Below are 25,905 nucleotides of genomic sequence, written 5' to 3' on the forward strand. Positions count from 1 at the left end.
GGGGCTATCGGGTCAGTGGGTGTAGATGATTTCCACTCGCCGGTTTGCCGCAAAGGTCGAGGGCTCCTTGGGGTCCTCGCGCACGGCCGGCACGGTGGCGGCCAGTCCCCTGGCTTTCAGCGTCAGGTCCTTGCGCTCCGCCTTCAGGACGGCTGCAACCGCATTGGCCCGGTCGGTGGAAAGCTTTTTGTTGCCCACCGTGCTCTTGACCGAGTCGGTGTGGCCGTTCACTTCCACCGTTGCACCCTTTGGGATCTTGTTCGCGAGCGCCCTCAGCCGAGCTCCGGCGGCGGAGGGGATCTTGGAACTGTCGGGCGTGAACAAGATGTCGGTGGCCAGGCTGATCGTTGTTTCCCCCGCCGTGGTATCCACCTGTTCGACCGGCTTGACCGAACGGTCGGCGGCCCAGACGCGGATGCTTCCACGGGTGTCCCAGGAGCTCACCGACCTGTCCAGTTGTTCCCTGGTCGGCTCGGGCAGTTCCCGGGGGCTGTCGTAGGATGCCTGGGCCGGGAGGGCCTGCAGTCCGAGGGACGCCGCAAGGAGCACGGCGAGCACTGCCCGCGTGCAAGTGCCGCTCATCGTTGCACCGGCACGTCGGGGAATTCGGCCATTGCATCAAGCACGCGCAAGTCAAAAGATTCATTTTCGTCTTCAGGGGCCGCGTAGACGCCCCACCAAATGACCGGTTCATGGTTGGTCGTCTCGGTGTGCACGCGGTCCGTCGCCCAGGTGTAAACGGATTCGGTCAGCAGCGAATATTCCTTGAGGTTTTCCCGGTCGACCAGCCGCGGATTGAACGTTACGTTTCCGGTCATGTCGTAGACGGAAACGGCCTCGGAATCGCTGACGGACGCGAAGTCCGGAGTGAGCACCAACTTCAGGACCATCGTTTTCCCCTCGACCGCCAGGGACTGGACGCCGAAGGTCACCTTGTCGTCCTTGGAGCCTGGAATCTTGTACTCCTGCTGGGCGATCACCGTCCCGGTATCGACCGACACGACGCGAGCCGGAGCGCCTTCGTCCGCGGCGGCGGCTTCAACCGGTGAATTGGTTTCCGTGGAGACAGGCGCCTGGTTCTGAACGCTGCATCCGGCCAGCAAAGCGGTGGCCAGAAGGCCTGCGGCAACCAGGGAAAAGACGGGTCTCATGACTCTCCAGGTGGTGTATCGGCGAGACGTCGGTTCCCGCCATGGGCTCGGGGATCAACCCTCAATTGTTCCGGATTCCCATGTCAAAGACCATTTAAGACAGCTTGGGTCCAGTCCCTGGATCTTCAACCCGCGGGGATCGCCTGCTTTGGGCATTGCGAGGTGAGGATTCGCTTGATCCCTTCATGCTCGGACTTGGTCATCCATAACCTGTGCTTGGCCTTGACCGCGGTCTGCCGTGCGACGTAGGAACAACGGAACGGCTTGTTCGGCGGCAACCACGTGGCCGCATCCGAATCGCCCTTGGAAGCATTTGACGGACCATCGACAGCCAAGAGGTTCAGTGGGTCATTGGCAAAGGCCACTCGCTGCTCTTCGGTCATCATTTGCGCACCCTTTTGCCAGGCATCGGACAGCGCCACGACGTGGTCGATCTGGACCTTGGTACTGGTCCCCTGCCCGCGTACGAAATCGATGCGTTTTCCGGTGAACGGGTCCGCGAGCACACCGCTGGTGATGACGCAGCCGTTGGTCCCCGGCTTCGCCTCGATCCCTTTCAGGTCACGACGCAGCATGTCGTTGCGGGCATCGCAGCCGTTGCGGTCCGGATCCTTCCAGCCGCTGCCGAACAAGCTGCGTTCGTAACCGGTCTTCGGTGCCCGCCCCTTGATCTGGATGCCCGCAAGTTGGCGCAGCGTCGTGCCGGCCTTGGCTTGGGTGGGGTTTGCACTGCCGGACGGTGGTGCCGGTGCCGCAGAGGCGTCTGCAGGTGCCTGCGATGGCTCGGCCGGCGCCTGGGCCTTTTCGGCCGACGGTTCGGGTTCGGATACGGCAACTGCTGCTGGTGCCTCCGGCGTGGGTGCCTCCGACCAAACCACCAAGGGTTCCGCGGTTGGAGCCTCTGACCAGATAACCGGCGCAGCACCAGCCGGGGTTTCGATGCCCGCTCCCGTGCAAGATACCAACACCAAGCCGAGTGCCAAGGCCATCCCCGAAAGAAGGATGGCAGTTCCGGTCCTGTTGCTGGGTTTCGGGTTCCTCCGCGTTGTGGAACCAGCCGGTGTCGACCCTTCGTCGCTACTCACAGGCGATGCCGTCGCCGTCGCGGTCCAGTTTGCGGCTGTATCCCGGTTCGCCCCTGTAGATCGGGGCAGCCCCGGCATTCCTCACCGCGGTGCAGTTCTGGTAATGGGTGCTGGAGGGACTCTTCCGAACCTCTGCCTCGGCGATCTTCTTTTTGCGGGCCTTTTCTGCGGCCAGGGCTGCCTTGGCCTCAGCTGCTTTCTTGGCCTTTTCGGCTGCCGCCGCTTTCGCCTTCTTGGCGTCGGCCGCTTCCTTGGCCTTCGCCGCTGCCGCCGCTTTCGCCTTCTTGGCGTCGGCCGCTTCCTTGGCCTTCGCCGCTTCCGCAGCTTCCACCTTCTTGGCCTCGGCTGCTTCCTTGGCCTTCGCAGCTGCCGCCGCTTCCGCCGTCTTGGCCTGCTCGGCTTCCTTCGCCTCGGCTGCCGCTGCCTCGTCCAACTTCTTCTGGGTTTCGGCTTCGCGGGCTACCGCAAGGTCGGTCTCGGCACGATCGTGGGTCTCCTGGTCGACCCAGATCAGCGCGCCGGTTGCATCCTCGTCGCAATAATTATTGTCATCGCCCTGGGTCATGACCTGGTGGTCGAATTCGCAGGACTTGCCGATGAAGCTCGCGAGGTCCGCCTGGAGCGTCTCGGCCACCGCTGGTTCTTCGAGCAAGGCCTCCGGGTTGGCAGTCCCCTCGGTGCCGCTCAAGGCACCGCCTGCAATCGTCAGGACCAGCGCCGCGCCAGCGACCCCGGCCCCGAACTTGCGATTCGGGATCCTTGCCCATTTGATGCCGTTGGCCAGCAAGGCCACGATGCCGAGGATCAGGGCGATGATTCCGGCAAAAATCATCAACCCCGGCAGCGCCCCGGCGATACCCAACAGGAGCAGGACCGCAACGGCAAGCCCCAACCAAATCCAACGCACGTTCTTCCGCCGTTTCAACGGCACCGATTCATTGCTCCAGCTCACGATTTCCCCAAACCTTCAACTATTCCAACCAATAGCCAAACCATAGCCACGATTGCGCGGATGGTCATTTCTTACTTCGTGTTGCAGTCCTCCGATTCACCCAAACGTCGGGTGACAGCGATGAATGCGCTGCGGTGCGCACCGATTGTGACCCTCTGGCGGTGATACGCCGAAGGCCGGGACGCGCAAGATGCGTTCCCCGGCCTTCGGTTGGGTTGCCAGGCGTCGTCAGCGGACCACGCGCTCGAATCCGGCGCCGCCGGCACCGGTCCACCGGTACAGCTCCAGGGTTGCGGCTTCCTGCTTGTGCCCGCTGGAATAGTCATCGAAGTCCCGCGCAACGTAGAAGTAGCCGTGGCCCACCGGCTCGATGCCGACATCCGCCTTGAACTCCCAGCCAAAGATGCCGGTGGACTCATCGGGGATGCCGGCCTGGACCAACGACAGCAGCAGCCCGCTCTCATTGCCCGGCTGCCCGTGGAGCGTCCCTTCGCTCGGGGTTGCGGTGCCGTCCACGACGTACAGGGTGCGGTTTGGGTAGCCGGGCTTGGACCCGCGGTAGACCCCGAGGTACCAGTTCTTGCTGGCTTCATCGTAGGCGAGGTTCTGGACACCGAAGTTGGTGTTTCCGGTGTGTACGAAGAACTTTCCGTCCACCTCGGCCGGTCCCGAGGAGTGCGGGTCCTGCTGGGTCAGCGGTCGTTCGAACTTGCCCCAGCGGGAGACGTCGTACTGCAGAATGACCTGGTGGTTGTTGTCCTCGCGCTGGTTGTTCCGGTAGATCCCGTAGGCGACCATCAGTTGTTGCTTGCCGTTGGCGGCGCCGAAGGCCGGCCCGAAGGAAACCCCGTCGATGCCGCTGGAACCATAGCGGTGGTCGGCGGTGTTGGCGGTGTCTCCGTCAAAGATCCCGTTGCCGTCCAGGTCCGCCGTGAAGTCGTCGACAACTTCCTCCAGATAGACGGCGGTGACGATGCCCGAATTCTCCGCGTCCATGCCGATCTCGGTGATCTTCTCGACGTCGAAGATTGCCATGTAGAAGGACTCGGCGGCCTTGTACTCGAGCGAACCGTAGACGCGGCCGTCCTGGGTGTTGAAGTCCAGGTCGCCGAGGTGGCCGGTGAAGCCCTCGACGGTTCCCACGACGTTGCCGTCCAGGTCGGTCTTCACGAGCATGTTGGTGAACGAGTGGTAGACGAAGCCGCCCTTTTCATCGATGGCGATGCCCTGGATGTGCCCGGCGTCCCAGGAGCCGGAGTCGATGCTCGTCGGGTACCGGTCGATGGCCTTTTCCGGTGCCGCGTGCACGGGCGGTCCTTGTGGATCGGGGGTGCCGGCGGCCAGTGCCGCGCTCGGAGCAACGAGCCCGGCGAGCAGGCCGAGAGCCAGGCAGAGTACGGCGGTGATGGGCATGGGCTTTTGCGGCATGTCGTGGATGTCCTTCGGTTCGTTGGAGCAAGTGTGGCCGGGGCGCCCCAACACCCATGTGTTTCCCACCCTGACGCACCAGGCCCAACGCTTCCCCAGCGTTGCGTTAACCGGCGGCAAACTTCAGCCGTCCGTCCCGAAGTGGTTCAGCCCGCGGCCCAGGAATCCGTTTCCGCCCCGGCCCAGCGCAGCACCCGGAGGGCGCGCAGGGTGTTCCAGCGGCTCGGTTCGCCCTCGGGCGCATCGACCTGCAGGTAGACATCCCCGGGCCAGGCAACCCCGGAGGCCCAGCGCCCGTCCGCACCGCGGCGGGACAGCAGCGCCTCGATGGCCGGTTCCAGCCGCGCGTCGACGGTTCCGCCCGCGTCCCGGAAATAGTCCAGGGCGCGCAGCACGTCGTAGAACCAGTACGGCGGGAAGGAGAAGTTCAGGTAGCGCCCGTTGGCCACCTCCCCGGTGGAAAGCCTGCGGTGGAGCGAGCGCTTCAGCAGGTATTCCTCGCCTCGCTTCCGGGCCTCGGCGAGCGCGGCCTGAACCTGGCCCACCGCGCGTTCGTGTTCGAGCAGTCCCTCGAGCACGCAGAGCGTGGTGTCGAAGGAGGCGACCGTGGATGACTCGGGCGCCTCGCAATTCCATCCGCCATCGAGGAGTTGTTCGGCGAGCAGCCGGGCGGTGATCCGTTCGGCGCCTTCGCCGAGCACACCGAAGTAGGCGCCCTGGGAGAGCACGCCGCCGTTGATGCAGGGTTCGACCTCGCCGTTGAAGTAGGGCAGGTTGTCCCAGTACTTCCAGGTGACAGACTTGTGGACCCGATCCACGGCGGTGTGCACGCCGGGAGCTGCGGGGTCGGCACCGAGGCGGCGCAGCAGCGCGAGCGACCAAAACACGGACCGGCGGTCCTGGTCCTCGCCGTATTCGTCGTTGTTCCAATAGCCGCGCGCGTCCTGCAGCGCGAGCACCTGTGCACCGTGCCCCTCCAGCGCGACACGGGCCCGTTCCCGGGCCACCTCCGGCTCGGGCCTGTCCAACAGGTCGCGCATGACCTGCCAGCGGAGCGAGGGATCGGAGTCGAGCAGCCAGGTCGCGATGTCCATTCCCCCATTCTTGCGTGGCGGACTGCCGGGCACCAGTGTCAGGAGAGCACGTCCTTGCTGGCGAACCTGCCGTAGGCCAGGGCACCGAAGACCAGCAGGTACCCGCCCTGCAGCAGTGCGTTCTGCCCGAATTCGGCCCAGCGGATCGGGTCCCGCAGCAGGTCGGCGAAGCCGAGCCAGTGGTGGGTGAACAACCACGGATGCAGCCAGTCAAGCTGCGGCAGCTGGCCCAGGATCTGCGCGGCCACGGCGATCACCGCGATGGCGGCCATGGCGCCGACGGGCACGTCGGTCAGCGTGGAGATGAATAGGCCCACGGCGGCCAGGCCGATCAACGACACCGCCACATACAGCGCGATCAAGCCCACGCGAAGCAGCGCCGCCGGCGCGGAGACGGTGGTCCCGGACAGCAGCGTCACGGGCCCCACGGGAAAAAGCAAGGACCCGATGCCCAGCCCGCACGCCGCGACCATGACGGTGGCCGAGAGGCAGAAGAGCGCCGCCACGGTGAACTTGACCAGCAGCAGGCGCGGGCGCGAAACCGGCGCGGTGAGCAGGTAGCGCAGCGTGCCGCTCCCGGCTTCCCCGGCAATGGTGTCCCCGGCAACCACGGCCACGGTCAGCGGCAGGAAGAGCGGGATGCACACCAGGAGCCCGGTGATGGCGACGAAAAACCCGTTCCCGGCCACCCGGTCCAGGAATGCTGGGCCGCGCCCGGTGGGCGGTCCCGAGGTCAGGCGCACCGCGACGGCGATGAGCACCGGCACCGCGCCCAGGGCCAGCAGCATCGCCCAGGTGCGGCGCCGCCGATACAGCAGGACGACTTCGTTGGCCAGCAATCCCCTATTGGACAAGGTCGAACCCCTCCCCGGTCAGCGCCACGAAGCGTTCCTCCAGGCTTGCCGGCTGGACCGTAAATCCGCGCACGCGCACCCCGGCCGCCACGAGCCCCTCGACCAGGTGCTCGGGTTCCGGGGCCTCCGGGCCCAGGACCGCACCCACGATCCCGTCCTCCCCGCCGGGCACCGGCTCAACCTGGGGATCCAGGCCCAGCCGGGACAGCACCGCCATGGCCACGCCCGTGTCCGGAGTTGCCACCTTCACCCCGCGCCGGCCCTGGGCACGCAACTGCTCCAGCGTTCCCTGGGCCACGAGGTTCCCCACGCTCATCACCGCCACGTGGCTGCAGATCTGTTCGATCTCGGAGAGCAGGTGGCTGGAGACGAACACCGTGGTCCCCTCCGTGGCCAGTGCGCTGATCAGGTGCCTGACCTCGCGGGTTCCCTGCGGGTCCAGGCCGTTGGTCGGCTCGTCGAGCACCAGCAGCTCGCGTTCGCGCAGCAACGCGTTGGCGATCCCCAGCCGCTGCTTCATGCCCAGCGAGTAGGCGTGCACCGGAAGCTTCGCGGCCTTGCCGAGCCCGACCTTTTCCAGTGCCGCATCCACGCGGCGGGTCCGGGTGGAGCGGTCGGCGGTGGCATCGGCGCAATCGAGGCGGGTGAGGTTGGCCCTTCCGCTGAGGAAAAGGTGGAAGGCCGGGCCTTCGACCAGGGCGCCGACCCTCGGCAGCACCTCGCCTGCCGCTGCTGGCATGGGTTGGGAGAGCAGGGAGATGGTTCCGCTGCTGGGGGTTGCCAGGCCCAGCAGCATGCGGATGGTGGTGGTCTTGCCGGAGCCGTTGGGTCCCAGGAATCCGAAGACCGAGCCGCGCGGCACGGCCAAATCGAGGTTGTTGACCGCGCGGCGTTTCCCGAAGCTCTTGCCCAGCCCCGCGGTCTGGATGGCGAGGTCGCCGGACTCCGGCACCCCGGTCACTTTCCGTTGGCCACGGCCTGCAGCCGGGCCAGAGAGACCAGGCCAAGGACCATGCGCCCGTCGTCGGTGAGCAAGACGTTGAGCAGCGAGGTGTGCAGCAGCTTGCCGCCCTCCACCGGGGTTGCCAGCTGGTTCAGCATCGCGTTCCCGGCCACCTCCTTGGGGACGTCCTTGGCCGGGACCACCACCACGGTGTCCCAACCGGTGCCCCTGATGGAATCGGGGCGTTGCATTGCTTTCTTGTGGCCGGGCTTGTCGGTATCGAATCGGTGCCCCGGTTGCTTGCCAGGCTTGGCATTGCCGGGCTTGTGGCCCAACTTTTTGCCGGGATTGGCGGCATCGGGATGGTGTCCGGGCTTGTCCTTCAGTGCCCGCGGCGGGACCTTGTGTTCGTTCACCTTGGCCCCCGCCGGCGGGGTGAACTCAAAGAGGTTGGCTGCGGGAGTGCCCGGGGTGAAGCTTGTGAATCCCACGGAAACCGCGGGGTTCGTTTGTCCCACGGCGTCCACCACGACCTGCAGCGGTGCCCCGGTGGCCGCATCGACCCCGATGCTCACCTTCGCAACCAGGGAGTCGTCGCTGCGCGGGACCAATTCGAGGGTGTAGGCATCGCGGTCGGCAATCCGGGGCCCGTCGGCCACGCTCATGTCGGTGTTTTGACCCATGGCTTCCAGGATCTTGTCTGCCATGGCTCCGGGTGTCGGCGGCATCGTCGAATGCTTCGAGGAGGCCTTCTTGGGGAAGCCGGGAACCACGATGTGGTCCGCGGTGTTGCTGGAGGAGTCGTAATGCCACAGCGAGGAACCATTGCGGATGAAATTCTGTTCATCCATGCCGTCAAGCACCTGGATCCGTGCCTTGTCGGGTCCGTCGACGTAGACCTGGGCCTCGTGGGTGCCGGAGAGTGCCGCGAGCATGTCCAACAGGTGCGCTTCGGGGGGAGCCGAGGTTGAATCGGGCGACGCGGAAGCACCGGGGCCAGGGCTCGCGTCCGGGGTTGCCATCGTGCCGTTGCTTCCCAGATCCGGCAGCCGGGGAATTCCGAGGTCCAGGGTTGCACTCGTGCTTCCGGAGAAGTCGGTGACCTTGGAATCGACAATCATCTGCAGGACCTGCTGCGGCGTCTTGGGCTCGAGCTGCACCTGCGCGTCGGCGGCGATCGAGGCCCCGATGGCGAAGGCCGCAATGACTGCGGGCGCCAGCACGGCAGGTATCCATTTCTTGAGCACAGCGGGTTTCATGATCTGCGATCCGGTTGAAGCGGCCTGGTATCTCCACGGTACGCCGCAGCCGCGGGCTTGGCGATGGCCCACGGCCTGCCTCGACATTCAAACACGCTGTGTTCTGGCCCGGAAGCGGGCGGGGCGTGCTGTTGCCGGCCCCGCCCGCCCGCGGACTCGTCTATTCGGCGAGCAAAGCGTCGATCTGTCCCATGGCCAGGCCCATGCCTTCTTCCATGCCCATCTTGACCATTTCTTCGAGCTGCTCGGCGCTCTCGAACGAAGAAACCGTAGTCATCCTGGTGGTCCCGCCGTTTTGCTCAAGGGTCACCACGCAGCGGGTGCTGCCGAGGAATCCACTGGGCTCCCCGTCGTCCCCGGCGAACCCGTCCTCGAATTCAAAGCCGCTGGGGCCATCGACCGCGATGATCTTCCACCAGCCACGCGCCTTTTCCCCGTCGGGCCCGGTCATGTAGTACCGGGATTCCCCGCCGACAAACATCTCGTGGCGCACGAACGTGGCCGGCCAGGTGGGAGGGCCCCACCACCGTTCGAGTTGGCGCGGGTCCTCCCAGATTTGCCAAACCCGATCGATGTCGGCGGCAAATTCCGCGACGAAGGTCAGCGTGAGGTTTTCCGTATTCTTCTGGGTGCTGATGACACTCATGGTTCCGTTCCTTCGGGTTGGTTGGAGAGTATCTCCCCAATGCGGTTTGCCCGCTCGCGCCAGATGTCTTCGTAGGCTTCCAGCAGCCGCGCTGCACGGCGCAGTGATTCGGGATTTGCCTGCACGATTTGCTCCCGCCCGCGTCGTTGCTTGGCAACCAGCGAGGCCCGCTCGAGCACGGCCACGTGCTTTTGCACGGCCGCGAAGCTCATCACATAGCGCTTCGCCAGTTCGGAGACCGATTGTTCCCGGAGCATTGCTTGCTTGATGATGTCGCGCCGGGTTGCATCCGCCATGGCATGGAAAATGCGGTCGATCTCGGTTTCGCTCAGTTCATGTACAACCATTTGGTTGTAGGTTACTCCGCCTGGATACGCGATGCAATGGGTTGTGCCGCACGACCTTCAAGCCCCCCCGAACACCCCCACCTGCGCCGCTTCACTGGACAAACCCCGAAGTCAGCTTGCCGTGACCCTACGGCCGCGTCACCGAATCTTGTCCGATTTCCCCGGCCGGCTCCATTGGCAAGCAGTGCATGGATTTCCAATGGAACGCCCCGGAGGAAAACTTCCGGATTTTTCGGCCGCCCTGCGCTCCAAAATGTCCCAGGCCTGTGTTCTACTGACACTACGGTCATATGGCCGAAGCACTACCGCCTTGGGGGCGGGGAATGGCAGAGGGGAAATGCCTAACCAATACGAGATCCTTGAAGAAACCATGCTGCTGGACAGGCCGACACACACGGCAAGCCGGGCCGAGAAGGACTTGATGTTGCGCGAGTTGAGGATTCTGGGCAGCAACGACCCGGATGAAGTACTCAGCAACGTCAGCCAGATCCTCCGGCGCCCGTTCCAATCGCTGGACTCCATCCGTTCCTGCGATGCCCATAGGGTGATTGGGCATTGCCAGCGGGTGCGCCACCGGCAGTACTAGCGCAGACCCCTGCGGCCCGCCCCGGATTCGGGACGGGCAGCAGGCAAGCGGTTGCGGATCGGCGTTAGGCCTTGGCGATCGCTTCCTTCAGTGCGGCGAGGATCAGTGCGACCGAGGTCGGGTTGGCGTTCGGGCCCATGAGCCCGATGCGCCATACGGTGCTGGCGTATTTGCCCACGCCGCCGCCGATCTCGATGTTGAATCGCTCCAGCAGGTAGTTACGGACCTTGGCCGAGTCCACCCCCTCCGGGACATACACGGTGGTCAGCTGCGGAAGGCGGTGGCCCTCGGCGGCGAAGAGCGTCAGGCCCATCTCCTCAAGCCCGTCCTGCAATGCCTGGCCGGCGGCCTGGTGGCGGGCGGTGACAGCTTCAATGCCTTCGGCCAGGATCCGGTCGATGCCGGCCTCAAGCGAGGCCACCATGCCCACCGGCGCGGTGTGGTGGTAGGTGCGCCCGCCGCCGGCACCTCCGGTGGCGTATCCGCCGAGCAAGCCAAGGTCGAGGTACCAGGACTGCGGCCTTTGCACGCGGCGTTCGAACGCACGCTCGGAAATGGTGAATGGGGCCAGTCCCGGGGCCACCCCGATGCACTTCTGCGTTCCGGCCTAGGCGACATCCACGCCCCATTCGTCCACCTTCACCGGCATCCCGCCGATCGAGGTGACGGCATCCATGATCAACAGTGCGTCGCCCTTGATGGCGCCAAGCGCGGCCATGTCGGAGATGACACCGGTGCTGGTTTCCGCGTGCACGGCGGCAATGACCGTTGGATTCGGGTGCGCATCGGCGACCCGCTGCGCGTCGACCGGGGTGCCATACTCGTGGTCCACGCGGACCACTTCCGCCCCGGCGCGCGAAGCGACCTCGCACATGCGCTCGCCAAACAGGCCGTTGACGGCGATGACCGCAACGTCGCCGGCCTTCACGGTGTTCACGAACGAGGCCTCCATGCCGGCCGAACCGGTGGCGCTGATTGGCAGGGTGCGGGAATTCTCGGTTCCCCACAAGGTGCGCAACCCGTCGCAGGTGCGGTCCATGCGGGCAATGAATGCCGGATCAAGGTGGCCCAGCAGCGGCAGGCCAAGCGCCGCGGTGGCTTCCGGGTAGGGGTTGCACGGGCCCGGCCCGAAAAGGTGGCGAACTGGAACGATCTGGGTCATTTGATCTCTCTCTTCTCACTGCAATCGCTGGATACCTCGAAGCCAGCCTATGCCGGAAGGTCCCTGCCCGGGCGCATGTGAAGCCTTGGACCAACGAAACCAAAGCCCCTGTCGTCCAATCGTCCAAACAACCGGGAGGACCCCTTCACAAACCTGCCTCCGACATGTGCACCAGGTGTTCATCGCGCATCAACCAAGCGTTCCCCGGGCAGCAGCCGGGGTGCGACAGATTAAGGAATGTTTCACCATCCAAAAGAAATGGTTGACACGTCAATCATCCTGTGGCATATTTAGATGCATACACATGCAATCCGGTCAGCTGCACCGGCTTCCGAGAGAAGGAATTTCCCCATGAGCTTTGAAATCATCCCCGGCACCTGGAACCTCGACACCTCGCACACCGAGGTTGGCTTCACGGTCCGCCACGCAGGCATCTCCAAGGTCCGCGGCGCATTCACCGACGTCACCGGCACCCTGACCGTGGGCGATTCGATCGATTCCTCCAAGGTCGAAGCAATCGTCAAGACCGAGTCCTTCGACTCGAACGACAACAACCGCGATGCCCACGTCAAGGGCGCGGACTTCTTCAACGTTGAGCAGTTTCCGGAAATGACCTTCGTGTCCACCGGCGTTGCAGGCTCCCCGGAAGAGTTCGAACTGCGCGGCGAACTGACCATCAAGGAAACCACCAAGCCGGTCAGCTTCAAGGTCGAGTTCGGCGGAGTGGCCGTTGACCCGTTCGGTGCCACCCGCGCAGGATTCTCCGCCACCACGCAGATCTCCCGCAAGGAATTCGGCATCACCTGGAACGCCGCCCTCGAGGCCGGCGGCGTGTTGGTTGGCGACAAGGTCACCATCAACATCGATTCCGCATTCGTGCTCGCTTCGCAGAACTAAGCTTCTTCTGCCTTCGTGTGGTGCCGTCCGCAGTTGCGGGCGGCACCACACGCATTTAACCTCCGCATGCGGAAGCGCCTTGAGCACCGCATACCTCTTGCCCTACCGGTTTGCCGGGCGGTACACCGCAATGATGACACCGGTCGTGGTATCCAGCGTTTCGACCCGTTCGAGGTCGGTGGCCGGCAAACCCCGGTCAAAGAAGCGGCCACCGTTCCCCCGGATCAGCGGATGGATCGGCAAGGTGTACTCGGCGACCAGTCCCTCGGCGATCAGGGAACGCAAGAGATTACCGCTGCCCATCACCAGCAGGTCCGGGCCAACCTGGCTCTTGAGCTCCGCGACGCCGTCCGCGGCATCGGGCGGCAGGAGCACGGAGTTCGCCCAGGGCCACGGCTCGGCCAGCGTCCGGGAAGCGACATGCATGGTCAGGTTGTTCAACACCGCCAGCTTGCGCTTGGCCGGCACCTTCCTTCGTCGGCTCCCGGTGCGGACCGGTGCCGGTTTCCCGGACAGAGGACGGTGAACCAGGGGTCTCCGGCATCCCGGAGTTCGAGGCCACCCCCGCGGCGGCCAAGGGAACGCGACCGGGAAACCACGGCACGGGCTTGCTCCGGAGTCGGTGGCGGTGCAACGGACGGACATAACTTTTCGGCTCCTGACCTCCGCTTGCGCCCGCGGGGTGTTGTACGTTGGGATCAGTCATGCGTTTAACGAGCAGGTCCGGTTTTGGAGGCACCAATGGGTTCATGGAACAAGACGCCCCCGGACCGCTCTGCCCATCGGCGCCCGGGGAACGACCTGGACCTGTACGACGCCAAGATCGTGACCAAGGTGTCCGGGCGCACCGCGCTGACCCGCAAGCGCCTGGCCAACGGCCGCGAGACCAGGGCCTTCCTTGACGCGGCGCTGGACCTCACCACGGAATTGTTCACGCCCGGCCTGTCCGAGCAGCTCCTGGACGCCGACGAGGAAGACGCGCGCCCGGTGATGTCCTACCTCTCGCGCCGCAAGGTCCTGGCCAAGGCACGAAGCAACTGCGGCGAGAACTTCCCGCTGAGCGAAAACATGATGCGCCACCGCTGGAGCTCGCACGGGGATTTCCTGGCGGATTTCATTTCCTACGCGCTGGCGGACAAGCACTGGAGCCTGCAGGTGGCACTCTCGCACCATGCCAAGGACTTGCTCACCAGCGACGACGACTTTTCCCGCGCCGTGCACCGGGTGGCCTACGAGGACCTCAAGCTGATCATGGAACTTCCGGCCTACCGTTTCCAGTTGCTGGCGGTGGCCACGGCCCAGTCCGACTCCGCGTCCGCAGTGGCCCTGAACCGCATGTACAAGAATCTCTCGCAGGTGTGGATGACCCTCTACACCCAGGTCTTTGAGCACTACGGATTCAGGTTCAGGCCCGGGATTGGCATGCAGGAGTTCAACATCCTGCTGCAGGCCATGGCCGAGGGCCTGGGTCTTCGGCTGCTTTCCGAGGTGGACGAGCCGGTGCTCGACCACGAGACGAAGACATCCCTGCTGGGCACCGCGGCGCTGGCACTGTTCATGGCACTCGTGGATCCCGGCGACGGCCTGTCCCTGGAACGGGCCGCCGAACTCGGGATACACCAGCGGCGCTCAACCTGACCGTCGGACCAGGGTTCCCCGGCGTCCGGGAACGCTGGTGAAGATTGATGGGGGCGGGAGCCGGCCACCCCCAAGTGGCCAGGCGCTCCCGCCCCGGCTGTGCCATTGACGCATGCGCCGCAACACAGGTGGTTCCTGATCCAGCGGGCATCCGCTACTCCCCGATTGGACACGCCAAGCCGAATTCCACGATGGGTTCGGCCTTCCCCCGGATGCGTACGCGCCGTCGGTGGAATGCTTTGCCCCATGAATGGGAACCACAACCTCAATCCAAGCAAAGAGCCGGCCGGGGTTCTACACGCATCTGGGCCAACCCACGCGGGGGCACCCAGCCGGGTCCCGCGGCGGGACGTGGCCGCGCCGCCGCAGGTCCGCTACTTCTGCGCCAGCAGGCGTGCCACGCGCGGCTTGACCTCGGTGGCCAGCAGCGTGATCGATTCGAGCAGCTGTTCCTGCGGGATGCCGCCGATGTCCATCTGCAGGAAGTGGCGCATGTGGCCCAGGTGTCCGTGCAGGTGGGCGATGCGCTCGGCGACCTCGTCCGGGGAGCCGACGTAGTAGGCACCCGGGGCGTCGGCCTGCGCCAGGTAGGCCCGCTTGTCCGGTGCCGGCCAGCCGCGCAGCCGGCCCATTTCCACGTTGAGGTTGTGCCAGCCCGGGTAGAAGCGCTCCAGCGCTTCCTTCTTGGTCGGCGCCACGAAGCCCAGCGCTCCGACTGAGACCTTCAGGGTTTCGGGAGCGTGGCCCGCGGCGGCGCCGGAGCGGCGGTAGAGCTCGGCCAGCGGGGCAAAGCGGTGCGGTGCCCCGCCGATGATGCCGTAGGACACCGGCAGGCCCAGCTGGCCGGCACGGGCCGAGGAGCTGGCGTTGCCGCCGGTGGCCAGCCAGATCGGCAGCTTGCCGGAGGCCGGGCGCGGCACCACGGCCAGGTCCTCGAGCGCGGGGCGCACGGTGCCGGACCAGGTGACGTTCTCGCTGGTCGCGTTGTTGATGGTCATGAGCAGGTCGAGCTTTTCGGCGTAGAGCTCGTCGTATTCCTCCAGGCTGTGACCGAAGAGCGGGAAGGTTTCCACGGAGGAGCCGCGCCCGGCGGTGATTTCCACCCGACCCCCGCCGGAAATTGCGTCGGCAATGGCGAATTGCTGGAAGATGCGCACCGGGTCGTCGGTGCCGATGATGCTTGCGGCACTGCCCAGGGTGATCTGCCCGGTGGCTGCCGCCGCGGCGGCGATCATGGCACCGGGCGAGGAGGCGGGCATCGTTGCGGTGTGGTGCTCGCCGACCCCGAAGTAGTCCAGGCCCTGCGCGTCGGCGTGTTTGATGGCTTCGAAGAGGTTCGCGATGGCCTCGGTCGTGGAACGCAGGGATCCGTCGGAATTGCGTTGGGTGTCGCCAAAGCTGTAGGCACCGATTTCCATGTGGGTTCGTCTCTTTCGTTGAAGGTTTCGGGAAGCGTGTCAGGCGGCGACGAGGCTGGTGTGCAGCTTCACCGATAGTTCATCGGCGTTGAAGCGGCCGTTGAAGACATCCGTGCCCGGCTCGAAGGCCCTGCCGGATGCAAGATCCCCGGCGTCCACGGAGTCGAAGCCGAGCGCGTCGATGAAGGCGGAAACCTGTTCCTTGGCCGCCGCGTCGTTGGAGGCAATGGCCAGGGCTCGGCGGTCGGCGGTGCCGGGCGCCGCGGAGTCTGGTTCCATCTCGTGGTAACCGATGTGGTTGAAGGACTTTACGACCCGCGAGGCCGACAAATGTGCGGCGACGACCTCGGATGAGGAACGGTCGTCGGCCTCGAAGTCGGCAATGTCTCCGTCGGTGACGGACCAGTAGTTCATGGCGTCAACCACGACCCGGCCGGCGAGCGCGTCGGCGTTGACGGACTTGTACTTGTGCAGCGGAACGGCCACAACCACCAGGTCGGATCCGGCGGCCTCGGCCGCATCGACGGCCTCGGCGCCCGGGGTCACGATCTCGATAATCAAGGCGTTCTCGGCCGCCGGCTTGGAGGTGGCGATCTTCACGCGGTACCCGGCGGCGACGGCCAGGCGTGCGATGGCCGTTCCCACGCGGCCCGCACCCAGGATGCCGATGGTGCCGCGGGAGGCGGTGAGCTCTTGTTCGCCGATGTCCATGTGTCCTACTCTCCGAAATATATGCTGTTACACAGACTATATTCCGAACAGATCATCTGTGCAACTCCACATATTCGGGTATGATGGGTGCCATGGCTACCACTGCACACGCACCCCTTTCACTGGACAAGCCTTTGCCGGGATTCATCCCAGGCGATCTCGCGTGGCACCTCGGCATGATCCTGCGTGGCCACCAGACCCACTTTGCGCAGGCCGTGGAGGAAATGCCCTGCTCGGTGCGCGGATACCAGATGCTCTCCACCGTCGTCCACCACGATCCGGCCAACCAGCAGGCCCTGGGCGCGCACCTGGGCATCGACCGCACGGTGCTGACCTACCTCATTGACGATCTGGTCGAGGCCGGGCTCGTCGAACGCGTGCCCGCGCCCACGGACCGCCGGGCCCGGAAAATCGTTGCCACCCGGCAGGGAACAGAGCTGCTGACCCGGCTCGAATCGCGCGTCGCCGCCGCAGAGCAGACCCTGCTTGCCGGACTCGATGCCGCGGAGAGCACGCAGCTCGCGGGCCTGGTCTCCAAGCTCTCCATGGCCATTCATCGCGCGCAGCCGGGCGCGAATCCCTGCGAGGCCATGGACCACCTCGGGTAGTCCCCCTGGGCACAGCCGGCTGCCACACCCATGGCTCCGGTCACGATGGACGTTCCACGAGGCACCAACGCCATAGACTCGTTCCATGAACGCAGGCGACATTACATTCCACACCCGCAAATGGGTCCGCCCCGAAGACCTCAACGCCAATGGCACGCTCTTCGGAGGAAGCCTGCTGCGCTGGATTGACGAGGAAGCGGCGATCTACGCCATCGTCCAGCTGGGCAACGGCTTTGCCGTCACCAAATACATGTCTGAGATCAACTTTGTCTCCTCCGCGCAGCAGGGCGACCTCATCGAGATGGGCCTGACCGCCACCCACTTCGGGCGCACCTCGCTGACCATGCGTGCCGAGGTCCGCAACATGATCACCCGCCAGTCCATCCTGACCATCGAGAAGATCGTGTTCGTGAACATGGGCCCGGACGGAATCCCCGCTCCGCACGGCTACTCGGAGATCACCTATGATCGCGACCGCATCCCCGGCGAGCACCTGAAGATCAAGCAGTCCGACGAAAGCTAGCCTTCCCCTGGCGGGGTCGCTATCCGTCCATCAGGAAGTGCCAGCCGAACCACCAGCAGAACAGCACCAACGTCAGCCGGGCGGCCCGGTTCTCCCACAGCATCCCCGTGATTCCCGAGAGCGGAACCCAGGAATCGGGCCACCGCCGCGGCAGCAGGAAGAGCACAAGGCCCAGCACCGGAACAAGCAGGTAGCCGGTGATCGCGATGCCGCGGGTCATGGCTCGCCCACCGTTTCCTTGCCGCGGCGCGCACGCAGCACCAGCGCACAGGCAACCATCCAGGTCACCGTCGCCAGCCAGCGGGTGAACGGCTGCTGGAAGGACGGCTCCACCAAGTCGGTCAGCGGCGGATACGTCCTGGCCCCCTGCGGGTGGTAGTGGTCGCTGAAGAACATTCCCAGCTCCCAGGCGCACAGGTACAGGACGAGAAGCGACCAGGCCAGGGAAGTCCGTCGCACCGCCTTTCGGCGGGCGTGGTCCGGCGTCAATCGGCGGGCCGACTGCCGCCACCCCAGTAACACCATCAACGCACCAAGTGCCAGCAGCACGGTCGCCAGCCCGTCACCCAGCGGCAACATGGCCAAGGCCGTGCCCAGCACCACCACGGCCATCCACAGCCATGGACCGGTCGCCGTCAACGCCGGCCACTGCCGCAGACCGGACCGTTCGGGCTCCTTGCGCCCCTGACGCTCCGAGAAAAAGACGATGGCCGCGAGCGCCAGGTAGGTGGCCCCGTCGACGGGCGCGCCGCGACCCAGGTGAAATCCACCGGCCAGGACGAGGACGGCCAACGACCCGGTGGTGAGCCTGCTTTGCAAGACGGATCCAACGCTCTCGGCCCGCGAATCCTGTGCCATGCCCCCATTCCATCACCGCGCTCCTCCACCAAACAGGGACTTTAGGCCGGGAGCACTCGCGACACGCATGGGCAACTGGCAGACCACGTGCAATCGACGGTTACGATGATCCCAACCATCACCCAGCTGCAGGGGACACCGCAATGATTCGATTGACGAAGACGGCCATCTTGTTCGTTGCCGGCGCCCTCGCGCTCAGTGGCTGTGCTCTGCTCGGAGCAAGCGAGGCCCCGCGCGACGAGACCGGGGCCATCGACAAGAAAGCCGACGCCGATGCCTTCTCCATCCGCGTCGGCGACTGCATCAACGATCCGGGTGAGGGCAACATCGACCGCGTCCCGGTGGTCCCCTGCGCGGAACCGCACGAACTCGAGGTCTTCCACGAATTCAGCATCCAGACTGCAGATTATCCCGAGACTGCGGAGGCCATGGACGACCTGACGTTTGAGCAGTGCGACCCCGCATTCAGGTCCTTCGTGGGGCGCTCGTACGAGGAATCCCGCCTGGACTACACCTCGATGCAGCCCACCAAAAGCAGCTGGGCCGAGGGCGACAGGCTCGTGCATTGCCTGGTCACGGATCCCGACAGCCCCAAGATCACGGGCTCCTTGGCCGGTGCCAACCAATAATCCCGGCTACGACGCCTTCGTTGCCTGCCGGAAGACTCCCCCGCCCCACTGGACCCCGCTTCGCATGAGCCACAGTTCGCATGGTTTGATGGTGCCCAGCCGGACCTTGTGGCACTGCGGGACGTAGGTGTCGTCAATGCTTCCGTCTTCCGCGTGCGGCCAGAGCCCGTCGTTGATCCGGAAAACGTTGGCCAGGACCTCGCAGTCGCAGTAGCCGCCGAGCGCCGGGAATTTCCGTTCCATCGCCGTGGCACGGGGCGCGCGCAGGTCCCGGTACGTGGTGCACCACTTCAGTCCGTTGCACCCGTGGTCGAGCATGCGATTGACGTAGCAGGCCAGGCATTCGTAGCGCGGAGGCAGCAGCCTCTTTACGACCTTGAGTGCGTCCTCAAGTTCCGTGACCGTGTATTGCTCCATGGTGGACTCCTTGGATCTGTGGAGTCTTCAGCATGGACACTGGATGCTGTCGCCGGGCCGGCATGCGCCCCTGCTGTGCACAAGCGGAACCGATTTGGGCCAACCACAGCTGTGCGGAGAAGCGGCGCTTTGCCGCAAGGAATCAGGCGTTCGCCTGGAACCGCACGATTCGCTCGATGGCCGCGGTGACGGCCTCGTACCCGGCGGCGAAGCTCAGGCGCACGTGGGTGTTCCCGTTGACCCGGTCAAAGTCATTGCCCGGCACGATCGCAACGCCCTCGGCTTCGAGCAAAGCGGTGCAATACGCTGCAGCATTCGCGTGGGTTCCAAGCTTGTCGCCCAGATCCGCATACAGGTAGAAGGCTCCGTCGGCCGGTGCGCATTCGCCCCATCCCAGGCGTCCGATCGAATCCAGGACCGTCTTGCGGGTCCGCGCGAACTCGGCCACCCGGGCTTCGCCCTCTGCGTAGGAGGCCTCGGTGAAGGCCTCGAGCGCGGCGTATTGGGCCGGCGCCGGAGGGCAGAGCGCCACATTGCCGGCCAACGCATCAACGGTGGGCAGCATGTCGTCGGGCACCAGCGCCCAGCCCAGACGCCAGCCGGTCATTCCCCAGTACTTGGAAAAGCTCGAAATCACGACCGTGTCGGTGTTCATTTCCCAGGCGCTGACCGAGCGGCGGGCTTCGGTGCCCGGCTCCGGGAAGTCGATGCCGTGGTAGATCTCGTCGCTGATCAGCCGGACCCCGCGTTCCTTGCACCAACCGGTGAGGGCAGCCAATTCGTCTCCGGAGACCATGGTGCCCGTCGGGTTCGCCGGCGAGGCCAGCATCAGGCCATCGAGCTGCCCGTGCTGCTGCCAGGCCGCTTCAAGCAGTTCCACGGTGGGCTGGTAGCGGGACTCCTGCCCAGCATCTAGCTCGATGACATCGATGCCCAATGTGCGCAGGATGTTCGCGTAGGCGGGGTAGCCGGGACGCGCCAACGCGACCTTGTCGCCGGCGTTGAACGCGGAAAGGAACATCAGCAAGAAGGCGCCGGAACTGCCGGTGGTAACCGCGACGTTGTCCGCCGAAACGTCGATGTTGTACCAACGCTTGTAGTGCTTGGCGACCGCTTCGCGCAGGTCCCTGATGCCCAGGGCCGGGGTGTAGGTCATCGGGGTGCCGGCGGCGTGGATCTGGGCTGCGCGCTGCGAAACGGCGCTCGGTGCGCCATCGCCAGGCTCGCCTGCGCACAAGGAGATGACATCCCGGCCCTCGGCCCGCAACTGGGCTACCCGATCCAGGATATTCATGACCTCAAACGCCGGAACCTTGGCCCGGTCCGCGACCTTCAAATTGCGCTGCACTCTTCCTCCAGTGAACTTGTGCGTTCCTACTCTCCCCAAGGGTGTCACAAACGGCACCGGGACAGACCGAAGGCCTCACCCGCAACACATGCGGGTGAGGCCTACGAACCTTGGACACGCCGGTGCTTACACCTGGGCGCCTGCAGCGATGTCCTTCTTGACCGCTTCCATGTCCAGTCCCTGCACCTGGCCGATGAGGTCTTCAAGAGCCTCTGCGGGCAGTGCGCCGGGCTGGGAAAACACGAGGATCCCGTCGCGGAACGCCATCAGTGTGGGGATGGAGGTGATGTTTGCGGCTGCCGCCAGCTGCTGCTCGGCTTCGGTGTCGATCTTGCCGAAGGTGATGTCGGGGTACTTCTCGCTGGCTGCTTCGAAGACCGGGGCGAAGTTGAGACACGGACCGCACCATGCGGCCCAAAAGTCGACAAAGACCGTACCGCTGCCCGAGATGGTGGATTCAAAATTTGCTGCGGTGAGTTCTACGGAAGCCATGCGTGCTTCTTCCCTTCGAGATGTTGCGTTTGCCGCGGATACCGGGAGCACCCGCAAATGGCACAACCATACCCGCAGGGGTAATATTCCTATGAGTTCGTAAACGCTTATCTCCCAAGGAGTCAAACATGTGCAAGAAAATCACCTGCGTAGCCTGCGCCAAGCCGACCTGGGAAGGCTGCGGCGAGCACATCGAGGATGCACTCGGTGACGTTGCTGTGGCTGATCGCTGCGGCTGCAAATAATCGCTTTTTGACGTGAGCACCGGCGATTGCTTGGCCCACCGTTTTCTATTGGACTACGACAAGCATTGGAATCCGCCGAGAAGCCCGAGTAGCGCCCCCGTGTACCGGACCGACTGCGGTGTGCTCGGCATAGAACGCCACTGAGTTCCAGGGTAAACAACGCTGACCTTCACGGAATACTCGGCAGGCGGGGACAGCAAGTTCAAGACCAAGCCAAGCAGACTGTCGAGAAGTCCCGGAACAACAGTTATCTGTCGCTCGGTTTGGAGTGGCAGAGTCCCTGCTGCCCCTCCCACCTTCTGCATGACAATTTCATATTTCGCACCGGGCGGCAACGACGCACTCGTGTTCCAAGAAACATGTGCCTTATCGGTCCCGAGTAGACCGCCCGCCTGGGTTTGACAGGCAAGTGAGTTGGGAGCAGGTAAGGTCCCGGCAGAGAAGTGTGCCTGAGCTACCTCTGCGTCCATCCACGCTGCCTCTGTCACTAAGGGTTGCACCAAGGAAGCAACAAGTCCGGAGGAGACGACAAAGACCGAGCAGATGGTCAAGGCAACTCGCCGCCTTTTCCTATCCCGGTGCGAGGCCATGCGATTCAGCATCCTCGGCTCCTCCGCTTTTTGGCGAAGACGGCCAAAACGAGACCGAATACTATTGCGCCCACCGCTGCCAGCAAGGGCACTATCGGGTTTGCGCCAGTTGGGGGCAAGGTACCGATCGGCCGAGGGGACGAAGCGACTTCGTCTCCTGAGCCCGACGCGTGCACCTGCAGGCGCACCAACTCGTCGCCGGCATCTGCCGGGCCGTCCATCGGCAGCCACAGATCAAATAGCAACCAGCGCTCCTCTTCCGCGGTCATGGCCGTGAGCTGACGCTTCATTCCGTCGACTGCAACCAGACCAGACGTTTGGACCTCGATGACGTTACCGCCGCAATTGCCCTTGACCCACCGCTGGTCGCAGGATCGAATATCCGTCTTCAGCCCCATACGTGCGTTCCCAGCACCCAGCAACTCGATCTTGACTTCCCCGGATGCTCTCTGCGTAGTTGTAACGCCGACCTGCCATTGCACGGGGTCACCGGGAGCCAGCTGAGCCATGGCCGTTTCATCACCGATCGAGATGATTGTCAGTTGCCCGCTGCTGGAGGCGACTTCTGTGACCGTCGGGGCGGCGCCGGCCAAAGCCAGGTCGAGGACAATGGGAGCGATCAACACGATCAGCCCAAGCTGCGAGAAATTGTTTGGTGGTTCCCGTCGGGGAATAGGGTCTTCTTGCAAATCGGTGTCGTCCTCCGACGGATCCCGTGGCCAGAAAGCCCATGTGACCAATGTCGAGGCGCCGATCGTGAGGACGGCCATTACCCACGGATTCGATAACCAAATGACACCGTATGCCAGATTGGGTACCGAAGCGAGGACAAGCCGAACAGTGTTGACGGTGTAGGGGAATGGGTCTTCGGCCTCGTTGGCGTCGCCCTTCATGGTGATGATCCGCTCGGTACTCAATGGCACCTCGGCTACGGACGTCACCCGATGCGTGATGGGCAGAGCAGCCGGGCGATCCACCGTCACTACGTCTCCGACTTTAATCTCGGTCGCCGGGATTTCCCGAACCACGGATAGGGAACCCGCCGGAATCGTGGGACTCATGGAACCGGTCTTGAACATTATCAGGGTGATGTTGAATATGAAGGCCAAAGCGACAAATGCCAAGCAGATGACTCCACCCAATGCGGCCAGGTTCAACGCAGCACCACCTATGAACTGCCCGACGCCCTTGACCCGTCTGCCCACGTCAGGTTCCTGCGGGATCGGTGGTCGCCTGGAACGTCCACTGTCCGTCGAGCGCGGTGCCTTGGGCCTCGTTAGGTGCATTCGGGGGCAAAGAAACTGCGAAACAGTAGTTGACGGGCGATGTCCCTGCCGCTGGCAACGTGGCTTTTGTGGCGGCACCCGACGTCAGCTTCGACTTCAGACCGACCACCGCTGTCCCCTCGGCGAACGCACCTGCGTTGCATGTCGTGCCCGCGATCTTGGCGACACCATATTCAAGGTACGCACCCAGCCCGTTTTCATTGCCCGAATGGCCCGTTAGTTGGATGGAGCCACCAACACTCTCACTTTTAGTCTTAACGGAGTACAACGCGTAGACCGTTGCACCGGGGACCATGGAATTCGCAGTCAGCGTGAAAGCCAATGGTGCTCCGGGCGCGCTTGGATGATCACTGTAGTCCGTGCCGTTCGTGCTGCCGATGATGGAAAAGGTCCCTGCTTTGAACTCACCCGACGCGTGTTCCTTGTCGGTCCATGCGGCCAGCGTCGCCGTAACACCGAGGCCAAGGACAAGCCCGCCCGCGAGAACTGCTCGCAGGCGGGTAAAACGGGAGCCTTCTCCCTGCACTAGATGCTCTCCCATTGCTGGCTATGACACAGACTGGCCGACGAATTCCCAGGTGGCAGTGGCGGATGTGTCCTGGATAAGGTCTTCAGCAGCTGTGACCTGAACACACAGGAATGCATCAGCGCCAGGCTCGCCGGAGACGTCGCTCTTCGTCAGGTCGAAAGTTGCCACGCCGGTGGCCGCACCAAATGCAGTTCCTGGTGGGACGATTACCGTACCAGTGGCCTCGGGCTTGCAGTCCGTCAAAGATGGCACCTGCACGATGGCGTAGCTGAGCTGGTCAACAGCGGTTCCCGAACCGAGCGCCGAGGCGACGTTCACCTTGGCATTGTTGGTGGTTTCCTCATCCAGATGCAATACGAACGGCGCTGCAACTGTGTCTTCCGGGCTCATCGATCCGGGTTCGACTGCAAAGCTCAACGACGCCGCAGCCCCCGAAGCATGATCGGTGAAATTGATGCCGTCAACGCTGCCTTGCATGTTGAAGTGACCGGTCCCGAAGACCCCTTCGGCAAATTCGGAATCGTTCCATGCCGCCAAGGTGACGGCGACTCCTACACCGAGCACCAGCCCTCCGGCTAGCACTGCGCGTACCTTGCGGTTCTTTTCCTGCTGAGCCATTGCTCCCCCTTGCTAGAAATCTGCGGGGCATCCAGAAATCCACACGGGATCTCCATCGCCGAAGCGTCAGAAGTTGGTGAATCATTTTCTGACGCTAACAGTGAATTCGCCGCCAAACAGCACGCTCATAGGGATTCGGCCAAGAGATGGCCAATAGCCAAGGATGTATGGAAGGCCCGCCCTAACCTCTGGCTTGCTGGCTAAGAAAATCCGCCGCGCGCACGACATTTGGCCATGTCAGTTGGCTACATATCCATCAAGGCGGCGCAAGTAGTAGTGCATGGGGAAATGCCGGATGACACGCGGCAGGATGCGCATTGAGACCCTCGCGCAGCGTAGCACCATGCCCATTCGTCGTTGCTGGCGGGGGCCGAACTCGAACCCATACATGGTGCGCACCTGCTGGGGCAGCAACCCGATGGTCATCAGCCGCACCAGCGGCATCGCCGCTCGGATCCACAGCGGCGCACGCTTGGCTGCCAGCAGCTCATGAGCCACCGCTCGAATCTGAGGATCAGCCCGCAGCTGATCCGTTGTCGTCGCCCAGTAGTCGGCGAAGTCGGCGCGGGTCGCAGGCCACAGGTGTGCGGGCATGCCCAGCTCGGTCCCCAGCTGCGCGTACTCGCGGTACAACGCCTCGGCCGTCTCCTCGTCCAGCGGAGGGAAGACAGCGTGCTGGATCTGCATCGCGGAGTCGTAGAGCGTGGCGGCAACCCACAACTGGAGCTTCGGATCACGGGCCGAATACGCCGGATGCGATCCATCCTTCGCAGCAGGGGCCCTGACCGGCGCGTGCGCCGCGTGCACGACCTCCCGCACCCTGGCCCGCTGCGCGTCGGTGCCGTTGCTCAGGGCGTAGATGTAGGTCAGCGTGCCGTTGAGGCGGCCGAGCGGATTGGCGGCGAAATTCGAGTGCCGAGCCACGCCGTGGCCGACACCTGGCATCGCCAGCTGCATGAGGATGGCGCGTCCGCCACCGAGCAGGTAGACGGCCTCGGGGGCAAAGCGCGAAAGCACCGACTCGGGACTCGCTGGTGCACCCCGCATATCGGTCGTTCCCGCTGCCATGGTGCAGCTACTTCTTGCTCGGGCGCACCGGGTGCTGGGACAGGATGGAGACGCGGTTGAAGGCGTTCATGGCGATCGCCGCCCACTGGATCGCGGAGAACTGCGCGTCGTCCAGCACCAACCGGGATGCGGCGAGCTCGGCAATCCGGGTCTCGGAATCAGGCAGCTCGGTGGTTGCCTCGGCAACCGAGAGCGCTGCCGATTCGAGGTCGTCGAAAAGCGAGGTCTCGCGCCAGGTGGAGAGCACCGCGAGGCGCTGGGTGGTCTCGCCGGCTTCAAGGGCCATCCGCGAGTGCATGTCCAGGCAGAACGAGCACCCGTTGATCTGGGAGATGCGCACGTTGAGCAGCTCGATGAGCCTGGTGCCCAGCCCCGCGGCCTCGGTGGCTTCCTTCACCTTGAGCGAGAGGCCGTTCAGGGCCTTCCAGCTGGCGGTGTCGGACTTGTCCAGGAAGAACGGTGCTGCCAACGACATCTAAAAACTCATCTCATCAATGGCGCATCGCGCCCGTGGTGTGGTGGT

General features: G+C 64.4%; 31 protein-coding genes and 1 pseudogene. 7 read left to right on the plus strand and 25 right to left on the minus strand.

The annotated features are described in order from the left end of the window. Positions 1-12: 12 nt before the first annotated feature. From FPY90_RS11390 to FPY90_RS11440, 11 genes are all read right to left on the minus strand, one after another. Positions 13-582: an OmpA family protein gene (locus FPY90_RS11390; protein WP_498681062.1), complete on the minus strand. Its 570-nt coding sequence runs from the start codon at positions 580-582 to the stop codon at positions 13-15. Further along, positions 579-1,151, minus strand: coding sequence for a hypothetical protein (locus tag FPY90_RS11395; RefSeq protein ID WP_498681063.1), 573 nt, complete (start codon positions 1,149-1,151; stop codon positions 579-581). The genes FPY90_RS11390 and FPY90_RS11395 overlap by 4 nt, the downstream gene beginning before the upstream one ends. A 125-nt stretch (positions 1,152-1,276) precedes the next feature. Beyond that, entirely contained in the window at positions 1,277-2,140 is an 864-nt protein-coding gene (locus FPY90_RS11400) for an HNH endonuclease family protein (protein WP_498681065.1), read from the minus strand. A gap of 88 nt (positions 2,141-2,228) precedes the next feature. Further along, complete coding sequence (locus FPY90_RS11405) at positions 2,229-3,188, minus strand: excalibur calcium-binding domain-containing protein (RefSeq protein WP_498681066.1); 960 nt, start codon at positions 3,186-3,188, stop codon at positions 2,229-2,231. Positions 3,189-3,416: 228 nt separating this feature from the next. Then, the gene (locus FPY90_RS11410; protein ID WP_498681068.1) at positions 3,417-4,616 is read right to left on the minus strand and encodes a hypothetical protein; all 1,200 of its coding nucleotides are present in this window, start codon (positions 4,614-4,616) and stop codon (positions 3,417-3,419) included. A gap of 146 nt (positions 4,617-4,762) precedes the next feature. Next, positions 4,763-5,710, minus strand: a complete 948-nt coding sequence (locus FPY90_RS11415; RefSeq protein WP_498681070.1) for a hypothetical protein — start codon at positions 5,708-5,710, stop codon at positions 4,763-4,765. A gap of 38 nt (positions 5,711-5,748) precedes the next feature. Beyond that, entirely contained in the window at positions 5,749-6,498 is a 750-nt protein-coding gene (locus FPY90_RS11420; protein ID WP_498685571.1) for an ABC transporter permease, read from the minus strand. Positions 6,499-6,553: 55 nt separating this feature from the next. Beyond that, the gene (locus FPY90_RS11425) at positions 6,554-7,525 is read right to left on the minus strand and encodes an ABC transporter ATP-binding protein (protein ID WP_498681071.1); all 972 of its coding nucleotides are present in this window, start codon (positions 7,523-7,525) and stop codon (positions 6,554-6,556) included. Then, positions 7,522-8,766, minus strand: coding sequence for a LolA family protein (locus FPY90_RS11430; protein WP_498681073.1), 1,245 nt, complete (start codon positions 8,764-8,766; stop codon positions 7,522-7,524). Before FPY90_RS11430 ends, FPY90_RS11425 begins: the two co-directional genes overlap by 4 nt. A gap of 160 nt (positions 8,767-8,926) precedes the next feature. Then, positions 8,927-9,412 (minus strand): SRPBCC family protein, encoded by a 486-nt coding sequence (locus tag FPY90_RS11435; RefSeq protein WP_498681075.1) that lies wholly within the window; start codon positions 9,410-9,412, stop codon positions 8,927-8,929. After that, complete coding sequence (locus FPY90_RS11440) at positions 9,409-9,759, minus strand: ArsR/SmtB family transcription factor (protein WP_498681079.1); 351 nt, start codon at positions 9,757-9,759, stop codon at positions 9,409-9,411. Before FPY90_RS11440 ends, FPY90_RS11435 begins: the two co-directional genes overlap by 4 nt. Before the next feature lie 337 nt (positions 9,760-10,096). Between FPY90_RS11440 and FPY90_RS11445 the strand changes: the two genes are divergently transcribed. Further along, on the plus strand, positions 10,097-10,345 hold the full coding sequence (locus FPY90_RS11445; RefSeq protein WP_071214178.1) for a hypothetical protein: 249 nt from the start codon (positions 10,097-10,099) through the stop codon (positions 10,343-10,345). A gap of 64 nt (positions 10,346-10,409) precedes the next feature. Here the strand turns inward: FPY90_RS11445 and FPY90_RS11450 are convergent. Further along, a pseudogene (locus FPY90_RS11450) lies at positions 10,410-11,507 on the minus strand (pyridoxal-phosphate-dependent aminotransferase family protein). Between the two features lie 351 nt (positions 11,508-11,858). Here FPY90_RS11450 and FPY90_RS11455 point away from each other — a divergent pair. Next, on the plus strand, positions 11,859-12,404 hold the full coding sequence (locus FPY90_RS11455; protein ID WP_071214180.1) for a YceI family protein: 546 nt from the start codon (positions 11,859-11,861) through the stop codon (positions 12,402-12,404). Positions 12,405-12,506: 102 nt separating this feature from the next. Here the strand turns inward: FPY90_RS11455 and FPY90_RS11460 are convergent, their stop codons facing one another. Beyond that, complete coding sequence (locus tag FPY90_RS11460) at positions 12,507-12,872, minus strand: dihydrofolate reductase family protein (RefSeq protein ID WP_071214181.1); 366 nt, start codon at positions 12,870-12,872, stop codon at positions 12,507-12,509. Positions 12,873-13,145: 273 nt separating this feature from the next. Between FPY90_RS11460 and FPY90_RS11465 the strand changes: the two genes are divergently transcribed. Then, positions 13,146-14,042, plus strand: coding sequence for a hypothetical protein (locus FPY90_RS11465; protein ID WP_175475421.1), 897 nt, complete (start codon positions 13,146-13,148; stop codon positions 14,040-14,042). Positions 14,043-14,416: 374 nt separating this feature from the next. On the opposite strand, the gene FPY90_RS11470 is transcribed toward FPY90_RS11465, so the two are convergent. Together FPY90_RS11470 and FPY90_RS11475 are read right to left on the minus strand one after the other, a co-directional pair. Further along, positions 14,417-15,460 carry an LLM class flavin-dependent oxidoreductase gene (locus FPY90_RS11470; RefSeq protein ID WP_071214182.1) on the minus strand — a complete coding sequence of 348 codons (1,044 nt, stop codon included), beginning with the start codon at positions 15,458-15,460 and terminating at the stop codon, positions 14,417-14,419. A gap of 39 nt (positions 15,461-15,499) precedes the next feature. Then, on the minus strand, positions 15,500-16,171 hold the full coding sequence (locus FPY90_RS11475; protein ID WP_071214183.1) for an NADPH-dependent F420 reductase: 672 nt from the start codon (positions 16,169-16,171) through the stop codon (positions 15,500-15,502). Positions 16,172-16,263: 92 nt separating this feature from the next. On the opposite strand from FPY90_RS11475, the gene FPY90_RS11480 reads away from it, so the two are divergent. After that, positions 16,264-16,779 carry a MarR family winged helix-turn-helix transcriptional regulator gene (locus tag FPY90_RS11480; protein ID WP_071214184.1) on the plus strand — a complete coding sequence of 172 codons (516 nt, stop codon included), beginning with the start codon at positions 16,264-16,266 and terminating at the stop codon, positions 16,777-16,779. Between the two features lie 85 nt (positions 16,780-16,864). Then, on the plus strand, positions 16,865-17,302 hold the full coding sequence (locus FPY90_RS11485; protein ID WP_498681084.1) for an acyl-CoA thioesterase: 438 nt from the start codon (positions 16,865-16,867) through the stop codon (positions 17,300-17,302). Between the two features lie 19 nt (positions 17,303-17,321). Here FPY90_RS11485 and FPY90_RS11490 read toward each other — a convergent pair whose 3' ends face one another. Together FPY90_RS11490 and FPY90_RS11495 are read right to left on the minus strand one after the other, a co-directional pair. Then, positions 17,322-17,522 carry a DUF6186 family protein gene (locus FPY90_RS11490; RefSeq protein ID WP_498681085.1) on the minus strand — a complete coding sequence of 67 codons (201 nt, stop codon included), beginning with the start codon at positions 17,520-17,522 and terminating at the stop codon, positions 17,322-17,324. Continuing rightward, on the minus strand, positions 17,519-18,160 hold the full coding sequence (locus tag FPY90_RS11495) for a hypothetical protein (protein ID WP_498681087.1): 642 nt from the start codon (positions 18,158-18,160) through the stop codon (positions 17,519-17,521). The genes FPY90_RS11490 and FPY90_RS11495 overlap by 4 nt, the downstream gene beginning before the upstream one ends. A 143-nt stretch (positions 18,161-18,303) precedes the next feature. Between FPY90_RS11495 and FPY90_RS11500 the strand changes: the two genes are divergently transcribed. Next, positions 18,304-18,789, plus strand: coding sequence for a septum formation family protein (locus FPY90_RS11500; RefSeq protein ID WP_498681089.1), 486 nt, complete (start codon positions 18,304-18,306; stop codon positions 18,787-18,789). A gap of 6 nt (positions 18,790-18,795) precedes the next feature. On the opposite strand, the gene FPY90_RS11505 is transcribed toward FPY90_RS11500, so the two are convergent. The 3 genes from FPY90_RS11505 to trxA form a co-directional block, all read right to left on the minus strand. Next, on the minus strand, positions 18,796-19,206 hold the full coding sequence (locus FPY90_RS11505) for a DUF2695 domain-containing protein (RefSeq protein ID WP_071214188.1): 411 nt from the start codon (positions 19,204-19,206) through the stop codon (positions 18,796-18,798). A 142-nt stretch (positions 19,207-19,348) separates the two neighbouring features. Next, positions 19,349-20,554 carry a pyridoxal phosphate-dependent aminotransferase gene (locus FPY90_RS11510; protein WP_498681091.1) on the minus strand — a complete coding sequence of 402 codons (1,206 nt, stop codon included), beginning with the start codon at positions 20,552-20,554 and terminating at the stop codon, positions 19,349-19,351. 126 nt (positions 20,555-20,680) lie between these two features. Then, the gene (gene trxA / locus FPY90_RS11515; protein ID WP_071214190.1) at positions 20,681-21,046 is read right to left on the minus strand and encodes a thioredoxin; all 366 of its coding nucleotides are present in this window, start codon (positions 21,044-21,046) and stop codon (positions 20,681-20,683) included. A 128-nt stretch (positions 21,047-21,174) separates the two neighbouring features. Between trxA and FPY90_RS11520 the strand changes: the two genes are divergently transcribed. Further along, positions 21,175-21,291 carry a DUF8730 family Cys-rich protein gene (locus tag FPY90_RS11520; protein WP_498681093.1) on the plus strand — a complete coding sequence of 39 codons (117 nt, stop codon included), beginning with the start codon at positions 21,175-21,177 and terminating at the stop codon, positions 21,289-21,291. 595 nt (positions 21,292-21,886) lie between these two features. Here the strand turns inward: FPY90_RS11520 and FPY90_RS11525 are convergent. The 5 genes from FPY90_RS11525 to FPY90_RS11545 form a co-directional block, all read right to left on the minus strand. After that, positions 21,887-23,086: a signal peptidase I gene (locus tag FPY90_RS11525; RefSeq protein WP_071214191.1), complete on the minus strand. Its 1,200-nt coding sequence runs from the start codon at positions 23,084-23,086 to the stop codon at positions 21,887-21,889. Between the two features lies 1 nt (position 23,087). Further along, positions 23,088-23,708 carry a SipW-dependent-type signal peptide-containing protein gene (locus FPY90_RS11530; RefSeq protein WP_071214192.1) on the minus strand — a complete coding sequence of 207 codons (621 nt, stop codon included), beginning with the start codon at positions 23,706-23,708 and terminating at the stop codon, positions 23,088-23,090. A 6-nt stretch (positions 23,709-23,714) separates the two neighbouring features. Further along, positions 23,715-24,314 (minus strand): SipW-dependent-type signal peptide-containing protein, encoded by a 600-nt coding sequence (locus tag FPY90_RS11535; RefSeq protein ID WP_498681095.1) that lies wholly within the window; start codon positions 24,312-24,314, stop codon positions 23,715-23,717. A gap of 237 nt (positions 24,315-24,551) precedes the next feature. Continuing rightward, positions 24,552-25,382 carry an oxygenase MpaB family protein gene (locus FPY90_RS11540; RefSeq protein WP_083411104.1) on the minus strand — a complete coding sequence of 277 codons (831 nt, stop codon included), beginning with the start codon at positions 25,380-25,382 and terminating at the stop codon, positions 24,552-24,554. A 7-nt stretch (positions 25,383-25,389) separates the two neighbouring features. Continuing rightward, positions 25,390-25,857: a carboxymuconolactone decarboxylase family protein gene (locus FPY90_RS11545; RefSeq protein ID WP_498681098.1), complete on the minus strand. Its 468-nt coding sequence runs from the start codon at positions 25,855-25,857 to the stop codon at positions 25,390-25,392. Between the last annotated feature and the right edge of the window lie 48 nt (positions 25,858-25,905).

The sequence above is a fragment of the Arthrobacter sp. C2 genome (genome assembly GCA_024207135.1).
GTDB lineage: Bacteria > Actinomycetota > Actinomycetes > Actinomycetales > Micrococcaceae > Paeniglutamicibacter.

Coding starts and splice junctions, on each gene's coding strand:
- FPY90_RS11390 (WP_498681062.1), bottom strand. CDS start 582: ATGAGCGGCACTTGCACGCGGGCAGTGCTCGCCGTGCTCCTTGCGGCG.
- FPY90_RS11395 (WP_498681063.1), bottom strand. CDS start 1,151: ATGAGACCCGTCTTTTCCCTGGTTGCCGCAGGCCTTCTGGCCACCGCT.
- FPY90_RS11400 (WP_498681065.1), bottom strand. CDS start 2,140: ATGGCCTTGGCACTCGGCTTGGTGTTGGTATCTTGCACGGGAGCGGGC.
- FPY90_RS11410 (WP_498681068.1), bottom strand. CDS start 4,616: ATGCCGCAAAAGCCCATGCCCATCACCGCCGTACTCTGCCTGGCTCTC.
- FPY90_RS11415 (WP_498681070.1), bottom strand. CDS start 5,710: ATGGACATCGCGACCTGGCTGCTCGACTCCGATCCCTCGCTCCGCTGG.
- FPY90_RS11420 (WP_498685571.1), bottom strand. CDS start 6,498: ATGCTGCTGGCCCTGGGCGCGGTGCCGGTGCTCATCGCCGTCGCGGTG.
- FPY90_RS11430 (WP_498681073.1), bottom strand. CDS start 8,766: ATGAAACCCGCTGTGCTCAAGAAATGGATACCTGCCGTGCTGGCGCCC.
- FPY90_RS11435 (WP_498681075.1), bottom strand. CDS start 9,412: ATGAGTGTCATCAGCACCCAGAAGAATACGGAAAACCTCACGCTGACC.
- FPY90_RS11440 (WP_498681079.1), bottom strand. CDS start 9,759: ATGGTTGTACATGAACTGAGCGAAACCGAGATCGACCGCATTTTCCAT.
- FPY90_RS11445 (WP_071214178.1), top strand. CDS start 10,097: ATGCCTAACCAATACGAGATCCTTGAAGAAACCATGCTGCTGGACAGG.
- FPY90_RS11455 (WP_071214180.1), top strand. CDS start 11,859: ATGAGCTTTGAAATCATCCCCGGCACCTGGAACCTCGACACCTCGCAC.
- FPY90_RS11465 (WP_175475421.1), top strand. CDS start 13,146: ATGGGTTCATGGAACAAGACGCCCCCGGACCGCTCTGCCCATCGGCGC.
- FPY90_RS11470 (WP_071214182.1), bottom strand. CDS start 15,460: ATGGAAATCGGTGCCTACAGCTTTGGCGACACCCAACGCAATTCCGAC.
- FPY90_RS11475 (WP_071214183.1), bottom strand. CDS start 16,171: ATGGACATCGGCGAACAAGAGCTCACCGCCTCCCGCGGCACCATCGGC.
- FPY90_RS11480 (WP_071214184.1), top strand. CDS start 16,264: ATGGCTACCACTGCACACGCACCCCTTTCACTGGACAAGCCTTTGCCG.
- FPY90_RS11485 (WP_498681084.1), top strand. CDS start 16,865: ATGAACGCAGGCGACATTACATTCCACACCCGCAAATGGGTCCGCCCC.
- FPY90_RS11490 (WP_498681085.1), bottom strand. CDS start 17,522: ATGACCCGCGGCATCGCGATCACCGGCTACCTGCTTGTTCCGGTGCTG.
- FPY90_RS11495 (WP_498681087.1), bottom strand. CDS start 18,160: ATGGCACAGGATTCGCGGGCCGAGAGCGTTGGATCCGTCTTGCAAAGC.
- FPY90_RS11500 (WP_498681089.1), top strand. CDS start 18,304: ATGATTCGATTGACGAAGACGGCCATCTTGTTCGTTGCCGGCGCCCTC.
- FPY90_RS11505 (WP_071214188.1), bottom strand. CDS start 19,206: ATGGAGCAATACACGGTCACGGAACTTGAGGACGCACTCAAGGTCGTA.
- trxA (WP_071214190.1), bottom strand. CDS start 21,046: ATGGCTTCCGTAGAACTCACCGCAGCAAATTTTGAATCCACCATCTCG.
- FPY90_RS11520 (WP_498681093.1), top strand. CDS start 21,175: ATGTGCAAGAAAATCACCTGCGTAGCCTGCGCCAAGCCGACCTGGGAA.
- FPY90_RS11530 (WP_071214192.1), bottom strand. CDS start 23,708: ATGGGAGAGCATCTAGTGCAGGGAGAAGGCTCCCGTTTTACCCGCCTG.
- FPY90_RS11535 (WP_498681095.1), bottom strand. CDS start 24,314: ATGGCTCAGCAGGAAAAGAACCGCAAGGTACGCGCAGTGCTAGCCGGA.
- FPY90_RS11540 (WP_083411104.1), bottom strand. CDS start 25,382: ATGGCAGCGGGAACGACCGATATGCGGGGTGCACCAGCGAGTCCCGAG.
- FPY90_RS11545 (WP_498681098.1), bottom strand. CDS start 25,857: ATGTCGTTGGCAGCACCGTTCTTCCTGGACAAGTCCGACACCGCCAGC.